Raw genomic sequence first — 16,420 nt, forward strand, 5'->3', positions numbered from 1 at the left:
CATGCGGTGGGGTAGTGCGGACGCATATGCAATCGTTGACAGGCACGTTTCTGCAAGGTCATCAGCCGTCAAATCCCTTTGAAAACAAGGGAGTTGAACGATCCAAAGGCAAGACGTGACTTGTCGGCGCGCATGGGCCTGCCAAGTGTCCGATGTTTCGAAGAGGTCTCAACTCACCTTCACGGGGGATGCGCGCTACGGCGTGAGCCACCGGCGCGTAGATATATGTATGGCGCGCCCCCCGATTCGTACGCCTTCGTACGACGATGCCCGTGATGCAGGTGTGACAGGTGAGGTCGGCAGGGCGGTCCGTCGTGGCTGTGTGCATCGGCCCTTCCTCACCTGTACGCATCGGCGCGGAATCCTCATAAGGTGAGAAGTATTGGAGCCGGCGGCGGTGATGGGCCGCCGGTGGTCGTGAGGAGGACTGCGGTGAGCGAGACGAGCCCCAAGCTGCGCGCCGAGCTGGAGGGTATCCCCACCTACAAGCCGGGCAAGCCTGCCGCGGCCGGTGGTCCGGTGGCCTACAAGCTGTCCTCCAACGAGAACCCCTATCCGCCGCTCCCTGGCGTGATGGAGACGGTGACGGCCGCCGCCTCGTCCTTCAACCGCTATCCGGACATGATGTGCACGGCGCTGATGAACGAGCTCTCCGACCGTTTCGGCGTCCCGCTGTCCCATCTGGCCACCGGCACCGGTTCGGTCGGAGTCGCCCAGCAACTGCTGCAGTCCACCGCCGGACCCGGCGACGAGGTCATCTACGCGTGGCGGTCCTTCGAGGCGTACCCGATCATCACGCAGATCAGCGGTGCCACGTCCGTCAAGGTGCCGCTGACTGCGGGCGAGGTGCACGACCTGGACGCGATGGCCGGCGCCATCACTGACCGCACCAGGCTGATTTTCGTCTGCAATCCCAACAACCCGACGGGCACGGTTGTGAAGCGGGCCGAGCTGGAGCGGTTCCTCGACCGGGTGCCCGGCGATGTCCTGGTGGTGCTGGACGAGGCGTACCGAGAGTTCATCCGTGATCCCGAGGTGCCGGACGGGGTGGAGATCTACCGCGAGCGGCCGAACGTCTGTGTTCTGCGGACGTTCTCCAAGGCCTATGGCCTCGCCGGCCTCCGGGTCGGCTTCGCGGTCGCCCAGGAGCCGGTCGCGGCAGCCCTGCGCAAGACGGCTGTGCCGTTCGGGGTGAGCCAGCTCGCGCAGGACGCGGCCATCGCCTCGCTGCGTGCCGAGGACGAACTGCTCGGCCGGGTCGGGTCATTGGTGTGCGAGCGCAACCGCGTGGTCGATGGGCTGCGCGCTCAGGGCTGGACGGTGCCCGAGACCCAGGCCAACTTCGTGTGGCTGCGGCTGGGGGAGCGCACGGTCGCCTTCGCTCAGGCCTGTGAGCAGGCGGGCGTGGTGATCCGGCCGTTCCCGGGCGAGGGTGTGCGGGTGACGGTCGGGGAGGCTGAGGCGAACGACATCTTCCTGAAGGTGGCGGAAGGGTTCCGCAAGGAGCTTTAGGGCCGCGCGGCAGCCGAACTCAAACGCCTGAGTGCCTGAGTGTGGCTCAGGCGTCCATGAGTTCCACGCGCACGGGGTCGCCGTCGCGCACCGTCGCCAGCAGGCGGGGGTCGTCGTCGAGGCGGCCCAGGATGTTGCACGGGCTCGCGAGGCGGCACTCGTCGCCTCGCGAGATCGGCGTGGGGCCGTAAGGGAGGGCGAGCGCGTCGCCGTCGGTCCAGAAGGCGACCGTGCCGGGCTCGACGACCTGCTGTGCGTCCGTTTCACGTGAAACGGACACTCCTGTGTCGAAGTACACCTCCTCGCCCCAGGTGCGGGCGGTGGAGGCCAGTGGCAGGGCTTTGGCGAGAGACTGTGCGGTCGGGGTGTCGTCCAGGCGTGCGGTGAGGTGCCCCGCAGGCCATGAGATCCGTATCTGCATGCCGTGAATTCAACAAGATGTTGAAGTTCTTGGGAAGCCTTCCGGCGCCATGGGTCGGGCGGCCCCTCCCTGCTGGGTCGGCCGGCCGGCGTTAGGGACCCCCCGCCTATCGAGCCTCGAACGGCCATGCGTCATAATTGCTTGTGAATGTGAACGCGTTCACAAGCGTGTCCCGGTTGCTCCCGTGCTGTACGTGACATAAGGGGCAAACTGCCGCTGTCCCCACGGCGACGTAAGGAGATGTTGCGACGTGGACCTGGCTTTGGCGCCGGAGACCCTGGCGCGATGGCAGTTCGGTATCACCACCGTCTACCACTTCCTGTTCGTTCCCCTGACGATCTCACTGGCCGCCCTCACGGCCGGGCTGCAGACCGCCTGGGTGCGCACAGAAAAGGAGAAGTACCTCAGGGCGACGAAGTTCTGGGGCAAGCTCTTCCTGATCAACATCGCGATGGGTGTCGTCACCGGCATCGTGCAGGAGTTCCAGTTCGGCATGAACTGGTCCGACTACTCCCGCTTCGTCGGTGACATCTTCGGTGCTCCACTCGCCTTCGAGGCGCTGATCGCCTTCTTCTTCGAGTCCACCTTCATCGGGCTGTGGATCTTCGGCTGGGACAAGCTGCCGAAGAAGATCCACCTGGCCTGTATGTGGATGGTCTCCATCGGCACGATCCTGTCGGCGTACTTCATCCTCGCGGCCAACTCGTGGATGCAGCACCCTGTCGGTTACAAGATCAACGAAGCCAAGGGACGCGCCGAGCTCACCGACTTCTGGCTCGTACTGACCCAGAACACCGCCCTCGCCCAGGCCTTCCACACCCTCTCCGCGGCCTTCCTCACCGGCGGCGCGTTCATGGTCGGCATCTCCGCCTTCCATCTGCTGCGCAAGAAGCACATCCGTGAGATGAAGACCTCGCTCAGGCTCGGCCTGGTCACCGTCGTCATCGGCGGCATGCTCACCGCGATCAGCGGCGACGTCCTCGGCAAGATCATGTACGAGCAGCAGCCGATGAAGATGGCCGCGGCCGAAGCGCTGTGGGACGGCGAGGAGCCGGCACCCTTCTCGATCTTCGCCGTCGGCGATGTCGACGAGGGCCACAACGAGGTCGCGATAGAGATCCCGGGCCTGCTGTCCTTCCTGGCCAAGGACGACTTCAGCTCGTACGTCCCCGGTATCAACGACGTCAACAAGGCCGAGCAGGAGAAGTACGGTCCCGGTGACTACCGGCCCAACATCCCCGTCGCCTACTGGGGCTTCCGCTGGATGATCGGCTTCGGCATGGCGTCGCTCGCCATCGGCCTGGCCGGACTCTGGCTGACCCGCAAGAAGTTCATGCTGCCGCAGCACCTGAGGGTCGGTGACGACGAGGTGCCGCATCTGGTGCTGCTCCCGAAGAAGGCGCTCGGCCCGAAGCTGACCCAGTGGTACTGGCGCATCGCGATCTGGACCCTGGCCTTCCCGCTGATCGCCAACTCCTGGGGCTGGATCTTCACCGAGATGGGCCGTCAGCCCTGGGTGGTCTACGGCGTCCTGCGGACCCGTGACGCGGTCTCCCCCGGCGTCTCCCAGGGCGAGGTCCTCACCTCGATGATCGTCTTCACCGCGCTGTACGCCATCCTCGCCGTCGTCGAGGTCAAGCTCCTCGCGAAGTACGTCAAGGCCGGCCCGCCCGAACTGACGGAGGCCGACCTGAATCCGCCCACGAAGATCGGCGGCGACTCCCGTGACGCCGACAAGCCGATGGCCTTCTCGTACTAGGCCGAGGGAGCTGCACAGTCATGGAACTTCACGACGTCTGGTTCGTCCTGATCGCCGTCCTGTGGATCGGCTACTTCTTCCTGGAGGGCTTCGACTTCGGGGTCGGTGTCCTCACCAAGTTGCTCGCCCGCGACCGGCCCGAGCGGCGGGTGCTGATCAACACGATCGGCCCCGTCTGGGACGGCAACGAGGTCTGGCTGCTCACGGCGGGCGGCGCCACTTTCGCCGCCTTCCCCGAGTGGTACGCGACGCTCTTCTCCGGCTTCTATCTGCCGCTGTTGGTCATCCTGGTCTGCCTGATCGTCCGGGGCGTCGCCTTCGAGTACCGGGCGAAGCGGCCCGAGGAGAACTGGCAGCGCAACTGGGAGCACGCGATCTTCTGGTGCTCGCTGATCCCGGCGTTCCTGTGGGGTGTGGCCTTCGGCAACATCGTGCGGGGGGTGAAGCTCGACCAGAGCCATGAGTACGTGGGCGGCGTCCTGGACCTGCTCAACCCGTATGCGCTGCTCGGCGGTCTGGTGACGCTGACGCTGTTCACCTTCCACGGTGCGGTGTTCACCGCGCTGAAGACCGTCGGAGAGATTCGGGAGCGGGCGCGGACGCTGGCGCTGTGGGTCGGCCTCACGACGGCCGCGCTGGCGCTGATCTTCCTGCTCTGGACGCAGGTCGAGAACGGTGACGGACAGAGCCTGGTCGCCCTGGTAGTGGCTGTCGTGGCGCTGGTCGCGGCGCTTGCGGCGAACCAGGCAGGGCGCGAGGGATGGTCGTTCGCCCTGTCCGGTGTCACTATCGTGGCCGCCGTGGCGATGCTCTTCCTGACGCTCTTCCCGAACGTCATGCCGTCCTCGCTCAATGACGAGTGGAGCCTCACGGTCACCAACGCCTCATCGAGCCCCTACACCCTGAAGATCATGACCTGGTGTGCGGTCATCGCCACACCGATCGTCATGCTCTACCAGGGCTGGACCTACTGGGTCTTCCGTAAGCGGATCGGCACGCAGCACATCGCCGCGGAAGCCGCCGCGGGATCCGCGCACTGAGTCCGCCGTGGCGGGGTGTTTCACGATGTTTCACGTGAAACACCCCGCACTGGACCGAAGGGCTTGTTTCACGTGAAACCGATCGATCCGCGTCTCCTCCAGTACGCCCGCGCCACCCGCCTCTTCCTGATCGCGGTCGTCGGCCTGGGCGCCGTCGGCGCGCTCCTGGTCATCGCCCAGGCGATGCTCATCGCCGAGGCAGTGGTGGGTGCGTTCGAGCACGGCATGTCCGCCGCCGAACTGCGCACTCCCCTGCTGCTGTTGGTGGCTGTCGCCATCGGCCGTGCGGTGGTCGCCTGGCTGACCGAACTCGCCGCGCACCGTGCCAGTGCGGCGGTGAAGTCGGAGCTGCGGGGGCGCCTGCTGGAGCGGGCGGCCGAGCTGGGGCCCGGATGGCTGAGCGGACAGCGGACCGGATCGCTGGTCGCCCTCGCCACGCGCGGGGTCGATGCCCTCGACGACTACTTCTCGCGCTATCTGCCGCAGTTGGGGCTTGCGGTGGTCGTACCGGTGGCGGTGCTGGCGCGGATCGTGACCGAGGACTGGGTGTCGGCGGCCATCATCGTCGGCACCCTGCCGCTCATTCCGATCTTCATGATGCTGATCGGCTGGGCCACGCAGTCCCGGATGGACCGTCAGTGGCGACTGCTGTCCCGGCTGTCCGGGCACTTCCTGGATGTCGTGGCCGGGCTGCCGACCCTGAAGGTGTTCGGCCGGGCCAAGGCACAGGCCGAGTCGATCCGGCGTATCACCGGCGAGTACCGCCGGGCCACGATGCGGACCCTGCGGATCGCCTTCATCTCCTCCTTCGCCCTGGAACTGCTCTCGACGCTCTCGGTGGCCCTGGTCGCCGTGACGATCGGCATGCGCCTCGTCCACGGCGAGATGCATCTGTACGACGGCCTCGTCGTCCTGGTGCTGGCGCCCGAGGCCTATCTGCCACTGCGTCAGGTGGGCGCGCAGTATCACGCGGCGGCCGAGGGGCTGTCCGCGGCCGAGGAGATCTTCGAGGTGCTGGAGACGCCGACGCCGACGTCGGGCACGGCAGCCGTGCCGGCGGGAGCGGTGACGTTCGAGGGCGTCTCGGTCCGCTACCCCACCCGCTCCGCCGACGCTGTGTCGGGTGCGTCCTTCACCATCGAGCCCGGGGAGACGGTCGCGCTCGTCGGGCCGAGCGGTGCGGGCAAGTCGACGTTGCTGAACGTGCTGTTGGGCTTTGTGCGGCCCACGGACGGGCGGGTGCTGGTCGGGGGAGTCGATCTCACCGAGCTCGACCTGGAGGAATGGCGCTCGCGGATCGCCTGGGTGCCGCAGCGGCCCCACCTGTACGCCGGGACGATCGCCGAGAACGTACGGCTGGCATGCCCCGACGCGGACGATGAGGCCGTACGGCGGGCGCTGGCGGACGCCGGGGCGCTGGAGTTCGTGGACGCGCTGCCCGAGGGCGTCGACACCGTGCTGGGTGAGGAAGGGGTCGGGCTGTCGGCGGGGCAGCGGCAGCGGCTCGCGCTGGCCCGGGCGTTCCTCGCGGACCGGCCGGTGCTGCTGCTCGACGAGCCGACGGCCGCGCTCGACGGGGCCACCGAGGCCGAGGTCGTCGACGCCGTGCGCAGACTCGCCGTGGGGCGGACGGTGCTGCTGGTGGTGCATCGGCCGGCGTTGCTGGGCGTGGCGGACCGGGTGGTGCGGCTTGCCGAGGCCGAGACGCCCGAGGCCCTGCCCAAGACGGCCGTCGACCGTTCCACCAAGAGGGAAGGGCACGGGCGTGCCGCTTCTGAGGACGCCGAGGCCGCACCTGTCGCGGCTGCGGACGGGCGTGGTGTCCTCTCCCGCGTCCGCGCCATGTCCGGTCCCCGGCGTGGCCGTCTCGCCCTCGCCCTGCTGCTGGGGAGCCTCGCGCTCGGCAGTGCCGTCGGGCTCATGGCCACCTCCGGGTGGCTCATCTCACGGGCCTCGCAGCAGCCGCCCGTGCTCTATCTGATGGTGGCCGTGACGGCGACGCGGGCCTTCGGCATCGGGCGGGCCGTGTTCCGGTACGCCGAGCGGCTGGTGTCGCACGACGCGGTGCTGAGGATGCTGGCCGATACCCGGGTCGCCGTCTACCGGCGGCTGGAGCGGCTGGCACCCGCCGGGCTGCGCCGTACGCGCCGGGGCGACCTGCTGTCGAGGCTCGTCGCCGATGTGGACGCGCTGCAGGACTACTGGCTGCGCTGGCTGCTGCCCACGGCCGCCGCGGCCGTCGTGTCCGCGGGCGCCGTCGGCTTCACCGCCTGGCTGCTGCCCGAGGCCAGTGCCGTGCTCGCGGTCGGCCTGCTGGCGGCCGGGGCCGGAGTCCCGCTCATCACGGCCGCCGTCGCCCGCCGCGCCGAACACCGGCTGGCCCCTGCCCGAGGCGCCCTCGCGACCCGTGTGACGGATCTGCTCACCGGCACCGCGGAGCTGACCGTCGCCGGCGCGCTGCCCGGCCGTGCGGCCCAGGCGCGGCGGGCCGACGGGGCGCTCACCAGGATCGCCTCACGGGCCGCCGCCGCGACGGCGCTCGGCGATGGGCTCACCGCGCTGATCTCCGGGCTCACCGTCGCCGCCACCGCCCTCGTGGGCGCCCAGGCGGTCTCCGACGGGCGGCTGAGCGGCGTGACCATGGCCGTCGTCGTCCTCACCCCGCTGGCCGCCTTCGAGGCCGTCCTGGGGCTGCCGCTCGCCGTGCAGTACCGGCAGCGGGTCGGCAGGAGCGCCGAGCGCGTGTACGAGGTGCTGGACGCGCCCGAGCCCGTACGGGAGCCGGAGCGCCCCCGGCAGGCGCCCGCGTCGCCCTTCCCGGTCGCCGTGCGGGGCCTGACCGCCCGTCACGCGGGCCAGGACCGGGACGCGCTCGCCGGTCTCGACCTGACCCTGGAGGAGGGCCGCCGGATCGCCGTCGTCGGTCCGTCCGGGTCCGGCAAGACGACGCTGGCGCAGGTGATGCTGCGCTTCCTGGACACGGACGCGGGCTCGTACACGCTGGGCGGCGTCGACGCGTACGCGCTGGACGGCGACGACGTGCGGCGGCTCGTCGGGCTGTGCGCGCAGGACGCGCACCTCTTCGACAGCTCCGTGCGCGAGAACCTGCTCCTCGCCAAGAAGGACGCCACCGAGGCGGAACTGCGCGACGCCCTCAAGCGCGCCAGGCTGCTGGACTGGGCCGACGGCCTGCCCGACGGGCTGGACACACTGGTGGGCGAGCACGGGGCGCGGCTGTCGGGCGGGCAGCGGCAGCGGCTGGCGCTCGCACGTGCGTTGCTGGCCGACTTTCCCGTCCTGGTCCTCGACGAGCCCGCCGAGCATCTCGACCTGCCCACCGCCGACGCCCTCACCGCCGACCTGCTGGCCGCCACGGAGGGCCGTACGACACTGCTCATCACCCACCGTCTGGCCGGGCTGGAGGCGGTGGACGAGGTGGTCGTCCTGGCGGAGGGGCGTGTGGTGCAGCGGGGGCCGTTCGCGGAGCTGGCCACCGTGGACGGGCCGTTGCGGGGGATGGTGGAGCGTGAGGAGGCGGCGGATCTGCTCGTGGGGGCGCCGTAGCTCCCGCGTCCCGCATGGATCGGCCCCGCGGCGTCCTCGCCGCTGCTCGCGTCAACAGCGGTACTGACCCGTCCGCAGCAACACGTCCCCCAGGCGTACGCCCTGAACGGGCTCCCGGCCCCACCGCACGCCAGGATCGCTGGCATGCGTTCACATTGCCGTCGGTTCCTGGTCGTTCCGGCACTGCTGTGTGCGCTCACCCTGCTCATGGCCCGGCCCGCCGGCGCCGTCGGTGACGGAGAGGACATAGGGGTCGGGGACGACCTGGGGCTGAGCGGGCAGGTCGTGCGGCTCTACGCGGACGCGGCGCGGGCGACGGAGCGGTATGAGACGGGGCGGCAGGAGGCCGAGGGGCAGCGCGCGGAGGCGCAGCGGATCGAGGCGCTGCTCGACCGTGAGCGGCGGGAGATCGGCGTGCTGCGTGAGGACCTGGGCCGGATCGCCCGGGCCCAGTACCGCACCAGCGGCGGGATGCCGCTGACCGCGCAGCTCATCCTCGCGTCGAGCCCGGAGCAGCTGATGCGCGGTCAGCAGGTGTTCTCGCAGACGAACATGGCGGTCAACAACGCCATCGAGAAGAGCCGTCGTGCTGAGGCCCAGCTCGTCAAGGACGAGGCCAAGGCCGCGGCGGCGTGGCGGAGGCTGGAGAAGCGCAACGCCGAGCTCGCCGAGCTGAAGAGGGACATCGAGGAGAAGCTCGAAGCGGCGCGGTGGCAGTTGCAGGGGCAGGCCGACGCCTCAGTGGCCGCCGGCTCCTGCCCCGGTGCAGTCCGGATCGACCGGAAGCAGAAGAAGTTCACCAGCGCTTGGGTCGCGCCGCTGAAGTCCTACGAGCTGTCCGCCGCGTTCGGCAGCGGCGGACAGCGCTGGGCGAACCGGCACACCGGGCAGGACTTCGCGGTGCCGATCGGCACGCCGGTGCGGGCGGTCGGCGACGGACGCGTGGTCAAGGTGTCGTGCGGAGGCGCCTTCGGCATGGAGGTCGTCGTCGGGCACACGGACGGCTACTACACGCAGTACGCCCACCTAGCCTCCGTAGCCGTCGACCAGGGCGAGCGGGTCGACGCCGGGCAGTGGATCGGCCAGTCCGGCACGACCGGCAACTCCACCGGCCCGCATCTGCACTTCGAGGCCCGGATCACCCCGGAGATGGGATCGGCGGTGGACCCGGTGCCGTGGCTGACGGAGCGGGGGGTGCAACTCGGGTAGGCCCGGGCGGAGGCCCTAGCGTCGTTCCGCCACGATCTGCTCGATCACGACCGCGACCCCGTCGTCGTTGTTGGCGACCGTGCGGCCCGACGCGGCGGCGATCACATCCGGGTGTGCGTTGCCCATCGCGTAGGACTGACCCGCCCACGTCAGCATCTCGACGTCGTTGGGCATGTCCCCGAAGGCCACGACCTCCTCGTGCGAGATACCGCGCTCGGCGCAGCACAGGGCCAGCGTGCTGGCCTTGGAGACGCCGGGGCCGCTGATCTCCAGCAGGGCGCTGGGGCTGGAGCGGGTGACGTTGGCGCGGTCGCCGATGGCGAGGCGGGCGAGGTTGAGGAAGGCGTCGGGGTCGAGCGTGGGGTGGTAGCTGAGGATCTTGAGCACCGGCTCGTCGGCGCCGGGCGCGTCCGGCGCCAGGAGGTCCTCGGCCGGCGCGAGCTCGTCCGGTATCTCCATGTGCAGCTTGGGATAGTCCGGCTCCTGGTAGAAGCCGTACGTCTGCTCCACCGCGTACACCGTGCCCGGCGCCGCCTCACGCAGCAGCCCCACCGCCTCCAGCGCGTTCTCCCGCGCCAGCTCCCGCACCTTCACGAACCGGTGGGCGCCGGGGCCACCGTGCAGGTCGACCACCGCTGCGCCGTTGCCGCAGATCGCGAGGCCGTGACCGTGGACGTGGTCACTGACGACATCCATCCAGCGCGCCGGGCGGCCGGTGACGAAGAACACCTCGATGCCCGCCTCCTCGGCGGCGGCCAGCGCGGCGACCGTGCGCGGGGAGACGGACTTGTCGTCCCGCAGCAGGGTGCCGTCCAGGTCAGTGGCGATGAGCCGGGGGCGCACTGCGGCGGCCGGGTTCCGGGGCTGTCGAATCGCTGAGGTCACCGGGTCATTCTCCCGCATATGCCCGCACGACCGTGCGGCAGTCCGCACATCTGAGGCGGCACCTGAGGAGAAACCGCCCCTGAGATCACCGCCGACAGCCCTTTCACCAGTGCTGTCGACCTCCCCGACGCACTCTGCCGCCCCCCTCAGCCCAGCTGTGCCACCGCGTCCATGGCGATCTGCTCGAAGACCTTCTCGTCGGCCGCGAAGTCCGAGTCGGGAATCGGCCAGTGGACCACGATCTCGGTGAATCCGAGCTCCTGATAGCGCCCCGCGAAGTCCACGAACGCATCGAGGGACTCCAGCGGACGGCCGCGGTCCGGAGTGAATCCGGTGAGCAGAACCTTGTCGAGCCCGGCCATGTCCCGGCCGAGCGCCGCGCAGGCGTCGGCCAGCTTCTCGGCCTGTCCTTGAATGGCTTGAAGCGCCTGCTCAGGGGTGCCGCTGTCGTTCACCTTCTTGTCCCCCGTGGTCACCCAGGCCTGCCCGTACTGCGCCGCCAGCCGCAGCCCGCGCGGCCCGGTCGCGGCCACCGCGAAGGGCAGCCGGGGACGCTGCACACAGCCCGGGATGTTGCGCGCCTCGTGCGCCGAGTAGAAGTCGCCCTCGTACGACACCGAGTCCTCGGTCAGCAGCCGGTCCAGCAGCGTGACGAACTCGCCGAACCGGTCGGCACGCTCGCGCGGGGTCCACGGCTCATGGCCGAGCGCGGTGGCGTCGAAGCCGGTGCCGCCGGCGCCGATACCGAGCGTGACCCGCCCGTCCGAGATGTCGTCGAGGGAGACCAGCTCCTTGGCGAGGGTCACCGGATGCCGGAAGTTCGGCGAGGTCACCAGCGTGCCCAGCCGCAGCTGATCGGTGACGGCCGCCGCGGCGGTCAGCGTCGGCACGGCACCGAACCAGGGGTCGTCCCGGAAGCTGCGCCAGGACAGGTGGTCGTAGGTGTACGCGGTGTGGAAGCCGAGCTGCTCCGCGTGCTGCCATGCCTTGCGACCTCCCTCGGACCAGCGGCGGTACGGAAGGATCACGGTGCTCAGGCGCAAACTCATGCGTCGAGCCTATGCGGCCGAATGGGTTTCACGTGAAACAGTCACCGCACGCGGCTGCTCAGCCACGGGCTGAGGCTGAGCATCGGCATGAACTCCCGGTGGGTACGGTCGCCGGGCAGCGGCACGATCAGGAAGTAGCCCGGCGGGAAGCGGCGCGCCTTGACATGGGCGAGGCCGTCGAAGAGGGAGCGCAGGAAGGCGGGTACGTCGTCGCGCCGGACATCGGGGCATTCGACGCCCTCGACAGTGATCAGCGCGTCGTCCTCCGGGAAGATCCGCACGCTCACCCGGGGCGAACCGCCCAGCTCGACGTATGCCTCATGGGGCAGCGAGCCGTCCGGGTCCGTGGTGACGCCGACGCCCGCGGCGCTGCGGCGGGAGGTCTGGTCGGCGCCGATGTCGTGGCTCACCTCGATCTCACGGCCGTATTCGGCGGCGAGAGCGCGGAGTGCGGTGACGGCGGCTTCGGTGGTGGGGAATTGGTCCATACCACCGATCATGCCGGAAGCGGCCCGGTTCGACACGGAGAAGGCGCGACTCCCGGACGGGCGATCAGTGCGAGTGGGGAATCAGCGCGAGTCGGGAATCAGCGCGAGTCGGGAATCAATCTGAACCGGGAAAGCGCAGGTACTCCGGCGGTACCGCCTTCGTCAGCCACACCCCGTTCGCGCTGACGTGGAAGACGTGGCCGTCCCGGTGCATGGCTCCGGTGTCCACGGAGAGCACCACCGGGCGGCCGCGCCGGGCGCCGACCCGGGTCGCGGTCTCGCGGTCGGCCGAGAGGTGCACGTCGTGCCTGTTCATGGCCCGGAGGCCGGCGCTGCGGATCGCGTCCAGATTGCGGGCCACGGTGCCGTGGTAGAGGTACGGCGGCGGCGTCGCCGGGGGCAGTCCGAGGTCGACATCGATGCTGTGCCCCTGGCTGGCGCGGATCCGCGTGCCCTCGATCGCGAAGCGCTTCTTGTCGTTGGCGGCGACCACATGGTCCAGCTCGTCCCGGGTGAACCTGAATCCATGCGCGGCCGCGGCGGCGATGAGCGTGTCGATCTCGATCCAGCCGCCCTCGTCGAGCGTCAGCCCGATGCGCTCGGGTCGGTGACGCAGGTGCTTCGAGAGATACTTCGACACCTTCACGGTGCGTCTTTCGTCCATGCCACCAGACTGCGGGAGCGACACGAATCACGCGAACGATTTCGCTTCCGATGTTTGATCCACAACCAAGTGCGGTTATCCACAGGGGAATTGGCGATTCTGTGGACAACGAGCCGCCGCCTCAAGGGGTTTCGTCAAGATCAGCTGATGAGCTGTGATTTGCGGCGAGCCGGTCCAAGGACCGGGCCCGCAGCTCCCGTTCAGCCGCCAGCGCGATGAACGCCGCAGCCTGCTCCCGACCAACCAGGGCCTCGACAGCCCGCATTGTCTCCGCGGGGATCGGTACATTTCGAGAACTTTTACGGGGATCCGGCTCCTCGGCCGCGCCCAGGTGCCGGCGCAGGTGTCGCACCGCCAACCGGCGCATCGCACGGGCGAGTTCCGCGTCCATCGTGTGCTGGGCGAGCGGGCGCAGCCGTCGTACGAGAGAGGCCGCTTCGGCCGCCTCCGCCTCCGTCGGGCGATGCGGTCCGTCGAGGTAGCGGGCGAACACGTGCTCGGTGGTGAACTCCAGGAAGCGCGCGGCGATGTGCTCGACCTGTCCCCTCAACTCCCTTAGGTGACCTGAGATCGCGGACAGCGGCACCCCGGCCGCGTGCAACTCGACCGCCACGGCCAGCTCTTGAGGGCTCGGCACCACGAAGACGTCCGCGTCGTCGGGGACCGGCTCCAGTACGCCGAGCTCCACCGCCTCCGCCACGGCCGCGTCGTCCGGGGGGCCTCCGAAGCGCTCGTTCAGCTCGGCGCGTGAGATCCGCACCGCCTCCTCGTCGGTCCACGGCCCGTCCACCTCGGCAGCCAGGCCGAGCACCCCGCCCAGACCGCGGCCGGCGTCCCAGGCCTCCAGGAGCTCCTTGATGGAGGCCAGGGTGTAGCCGCGGTCGAGGAGATCGGCGATCTGGCGCAGGCGGACGAGATGGGTGTCCGAGTAGACGTTGGCGCGGCCACGGCGTTCGGGGCGGGGGAGCAGGCCCCGGTCCTGGTAGGCGCGGATGGTGCGGACGGTGGCACCGCTGCGGTGAGCGAGGTCCTCGATCCGGTACGCGGACGGGGCCGGCCCGTCGGCCGAACTCAAAGCCGTCGCTCCGTACCCACAGCGGTGGCTCCACCCGCACCCGTGCCTCCCGCCGCACTCACAGCGGTGGCTCCAACCGCGCGATCCTGCGCAGCGCCCTCGGCGTGAACCGCGACATCAGATACGCCCCGTGCGCCTCCGGCGTCACCGGCACCACGGCCTCACCGCGCACCACCGCCCGCAGGATCGCGTCGGCGACCTTCTCCGGCGGATAGTTGCGCAGCCCGTACAGCCGCGCGGACTTCTTCTGGCGCCGCTTCTCCTCCTCGGCGTCGACACCGGCGAAGTGCGCGGTCGAGGTGATGTTGGTGTTGACGAGGCCCGGGCAGATCGCGGTCACGCCGATGCCCTGCCCGGCCAGCTCCGCGCGCAGGCACTCGCTCAGCATCAGTACGGCCGCCTTGGAGGTGCTGTAGGCGGGCAGCGCCTTGGAGGGCTGGTACGCCGCCGCCGACGCGGTGTTGACGATGTGGCCGCCCTGCCCGCGCTCGGCCATCTGCTTGCCGAAGAGCCGGCAGCCGTGGATCACGCCCCAGAGATTGACGTCGAGGACCTTCTTCCAGTCCTCCGGTGTGGTGTCGAAGAAGGAGCCCGACAGACCGATCCCGGCGTTGTTCACCAGGACGTCCACCACGCCGTACTCTTCGGCGACCTTCACGGCGAGCTTCTCCATGGCCTGCTCGTCGGAGACGTCGACCGTCTCGGCCCAGGCCTCGGGGGCGCCGATCAGCCGGGACATCTCGGCGGTGCGGGCCGCGGCCTCGGCGTCCCGGTCGACGGCCACCACGCGCGCGCCGGCCTCGGCGAACGCGTACGCCGTCGCCCGTCCGATGCCGCTGCCCGCGCCGGTGACCAGGACGAGCTGCCCGCCGAAGCGATCGGCGTACTTCCCGGTCGCCGTCACCCCTTCCGGCCGCCCGCCCTCCACGGACGTCACGAACTCCGTGATCCACCCCACCAGTTGGTCGGGGCGCGAACGCGGTATCCAGTGCTTCGCCGGCAGCGTGCGCCGGGTCAACTGCGGAACCCACAGCTCCAGTTCGTCGTAGAGCCGTTCCGACAGGAACGCGTCACCCAGGGGCGTGATGAGCTGCACGGGCGCGTGTGCGTAGGCGTCCGCGCGCGGACGGCGCAGCCGGGCCCGTACGTTGTCCCGGTACAGCCACGCCCCGTGCGCCGCGTCCGTCGGCAGGGACGACGTCGGGTAGCCGCCGCCGGGGACCCTCTCCACGCGCTCCAGGATGCGCGGCCAGTGTTTGCCCAGAGGGCCGCGCCAGGCCAGTTCGGGCAGTACGGGCGTGTGCAGCGCGTAGACGTACCAGGACTTGGCGCCCTGGCCGAGGAGTTGGCCTACCCGGCGCGGAGTGGGGCGCTTCAGGCGGCGGCTGATCCAGTGGCCGAAGTGGTCCAGGGACGGTCCGGACATCGATGTGAAGGACGCGATCCGGCCCTCGGTGCGCTTGACCGTGGTGAACTCCCAGGCCTGCACCGAGCCCCAGTCGTGCCCCACCAGATGCACGGGCCGGTCCGGGCTGACCGCGTCCGCGACGGCCAGGAAGTCGTCCGTCAGCTTCTCCAGCGTGAACCCGCCCCGCAGCGGCTTCGGTGCCGTCGACCGGCCATGGCCCCGGACGTCGTACAGCACGACATGGAAGCGGTCGGCCAGCCGCGGCGCGACCTCGGACCACACCTCCTTGCTGTCCGGATAGCCGTGCACCAGGATCACCGTCGGCTGCCCGACCTCGCCCAGCTCGGCGACGCACAGCTCGATCCCGCCGGTCCGCACCCTGCGCTCACGCGCGCCCTGAAGAGCCACCGTCACCTCTCCTCCGCCCAGCGCCGCACATGCGGCAGATCGTCGTCCAGCCAGAAGGCGCTCTGTTCGGGATCCGCGGAGTCGGTGACGACCAGGATCTCCTCGAACTTCGCGCCCGTACCCCGGAAGCCGAGGTGGGGTTCGACCGCCCACAGGCCCGGCTGCGGCGGATGGTCGGAGAAGCGGTACGGCGACCACAGCGGGGACCAGCCCTCGCGATGGCCGTGCAGCGCGTCGCTCGCCAGGCCCTTCAGGGACTGGGTGCCGAACCCGAAGAGATGCGCCGACCAGCGGCGCTGCCGCACCCGGTCGACCTTGTGCGCGATCACGCCGAAGGGATAGGCGCGGTGCCGGTTGGCGTAGCCCTGGCGGACCATGAGCCGGTCCACGTCCTCGTAGATCTCCCGCAGCGGCCGCCGCTCGCGCACCTCGCGCAGGATCAGCTCCCGGTGTACCTCCAGATCGGCCATCAGCTTGTCCTGCACCGGGTTGATGCCGAGCGAGCCCGAGTAGCCGATGTCGGCCGTGTAGCCGTCGTACACCGGGGCCATGTCCAGGATGAACGGCATCCCGGGCGCCAGGCGGCGGTTGGTGGGGAAGAACTGCAGCGGTATGCGGAAGTTCACGAACGCCGTGCGGTCCCCGAACCAGGCGAAGGGCAGATGGAACCAGTCCCGCACCCCGCGCTCACGCAGCCACTCGCGCTGCATGCGCGCCGCCTCACGCTCGGTGATCCCCGGCTCCAGCCGCGCCGCGACCGCCTCCGCGCACTCGTACGCCAGCCGCTGGACCTGCCTGAACCCACGCAGCTCCGGGGAGAGTCCGCGTGTCACCGCCGTAGTCATGCCACCGCCCCACTTCGTCCACGCCGACTGCGCTACGTGCCCGTAACTTGACACTGGCGAATGTGACAGTTGTTAGAGGCTGCGTCAATAGGG

General features: G+C 69.9%; 13 protein-coding genes. 5 read left to right on the plus strand and 8 right to left on the minus strand.

Features of this window, described 5'->3' with window-relative positions; all coding sequences use genetic code 11:
• Positions 1 to 432: 432 nt before the first annotated feature.
• A complete protein-coding gene (gene hisC, locus IM697_RS01400; RefSeq protein ID WP_194043901.1) occupies positions 433 to 1,512 on the plus strand; it encodes a histidinol-phosphate transaminase in 1,080 nt (359 codons plus the stop codon).
• Between the two features lie 46 nt (positions 1,513 to 1,558).
• Here the strand turns inward: hisC and IM697_RS01405 are convergent, their stop codons facing one another.
• Positions 1,559 to 1,933, minus strand: coding sequence for a cyclophilin-like fold protein (locus IM697_RS01405; protein WP_194043903.1), 375 nt, complete (start codon positions 1,931 to 1,933; stop codon positions 1,559 to 1,561).
• A gap of 250 nt (positions 1,934 to 2,183) precedes the next feature.
• Here IM697_RS01405 and IM697_RS01410 point away from each other — a divergent pair, with 250 nt between their 5' ends.
• The 4 genes from IM697_RS01410 (at position 2,184) to IM697_RS01425 (ending at position 9,505) form a co-directional block, all read left to right on the plus strand.
• The gene (locus IM697_RS01410; RefSeq protein ID WP_194043905.1) at positions 2,184 to 3,692 is read left to right on the plus strand and encodes a cytochrome ubiquinol oxidase subunit I; all 1,509 of its coding nucleotides are present in this window, start codon (positions 2,184 to 2,186) and stop codon (positions 3,690 to 3,692) included.
• A gap of 20 nt (positions 3,693 to 3,712) precedes the next feature.
• Positions 3,713 to 4,732: a cytochrome d ubiquinol oxidase subunit II gene (gene cydB, locus IM697_RS01415; RefSeq protein ID WP_194043907.1), complete on the plus strand. Its 1,020-nt coding sequence runs from the start codon at positions 3,713 to 3,715 to the stop codon at positions 4,730 to 4,732.
• 72 nt (positions 4,733 to 4,804) lie between these two features.
• Positions 4,805 to 8,296, plus strand: a complete 3,492-nt coding sequence (gene cydD / locus IM697_RS01420; protein ID WP_194043917.1) for a thiol reductant ABC exporter subunit CydD — start codon at positions 4,805 to 4,807, stop codon at positions 8,294 to 8,296.
• Positions 8,297 to 8,440: 144 nt separating this feature from the next.
• Positions 8,441 to 9,505, plus strand: coding sequence for a M23 family metallopeptidase (locus IM697_RS01425; RefSeq protein ID WP_194043920.1), 1,065 nt, complete (start codon positions 8,441 to 8,443; stop codon positions 9,503 to 9,505).
• Between the two features lie 15 nt (positions 9,506 to 9,520).
• On the opposite strand, the gene IM697_RS01430 is transcribed toward IM697_RS01425, so the two are convergent.
• The 7 genes from IM697_RS01430 to IM697_RS01460 form a co-directional block, all read right to left on the minus strand.
• Positions 9,521 to 10,408, minus strand: coding sequence for a Cof-type HAD-IIB family hydrolase (locus IM697_RS01430; RefSeq protein WP_194043922.1), 888 nt, complete (start codon positions 10,406 to 10,408; stop codon positions 9,521 to 9,523).
• Between the two features lie 128 nt (positions 10,409 to 10,536).
• A complete protein-coding gene (locus IM697_RS01435; protein WP_194043924.1) occupies positions 10,537 to 11,439 on the minus strand; it encodes an LLM class flavin-dependent oxidoreductase in 903 nt (300 codons plus the stop codon).
• 41 nt (positions 11,440 to 11,480) lie between these two features.
• Complete coding sequence (locus IM697_RS01440) at positions 11,481 to 11,927, minus strand: hypothetical protein (protein WP_228044457.1); 447 nt, start codon at positions 11,925 to 11,927, stop codon at positions 11,481 to 11,483.
• 115 nt (positions 11,928 to 12,042) lie between these two features.
• Entirely contained in the window at positions 12,043 to 12,591 is a 549-nt protein-coding gene (locus tag IM697_RS01445) for an RNA 2'-phosphotransferase (protein ID WP_194043928.1), read from the minus strand.
• 121 nt (positions 12,592 to 12,712) lie between these two features.
• A complete protein-coding gene (locus tag IM697_RS01450; RefSeq protein WP_194043930.1) occupies positions 12,713 to 13,666 on the minus strand; it encodes a MerR family transcriptional regulator in 954 nt (317 codons plus the stop codon).
• Between the two features lie 58 nt (positions 13,667 to 13,724).
• Positions 13,725 to 15,482, minus strand: coding sequence for an SDR family oxidoreductase (locus tag IM697_RS01455; RefSeq protein WP_194043932.1), 1,758 nt, complete (start codon positions 15,480 to 15,482; stop codon positions 13,725 to 13,727).
• A gap of 2 nt (positions 15,483 to 15,484) precedes the next feature.
• Positions 15,485 to 16,327, minus strand: coding sequence for a M24 family metallopeptidase (locus tag IM697_RS01460; protein WP_194043934.1), 843 nt, complete (start codon positions 16,325 to 16,327; stop codon positions 15,485 to 15,487).
• Positions 16,328 to 16,420 lie beyond the last annotated feature (93 nt).

The organism is Streptomyces ferrugineus (genome assembly GCF_015160855.1).
GTDB classification, from domain to species: domain Bacteria; phylum Actinomycetota; class Actinomycetes; order Streptomycetales; family Streptomycetaceae; genus Streptomyces; species Streptomyces ferrugineus.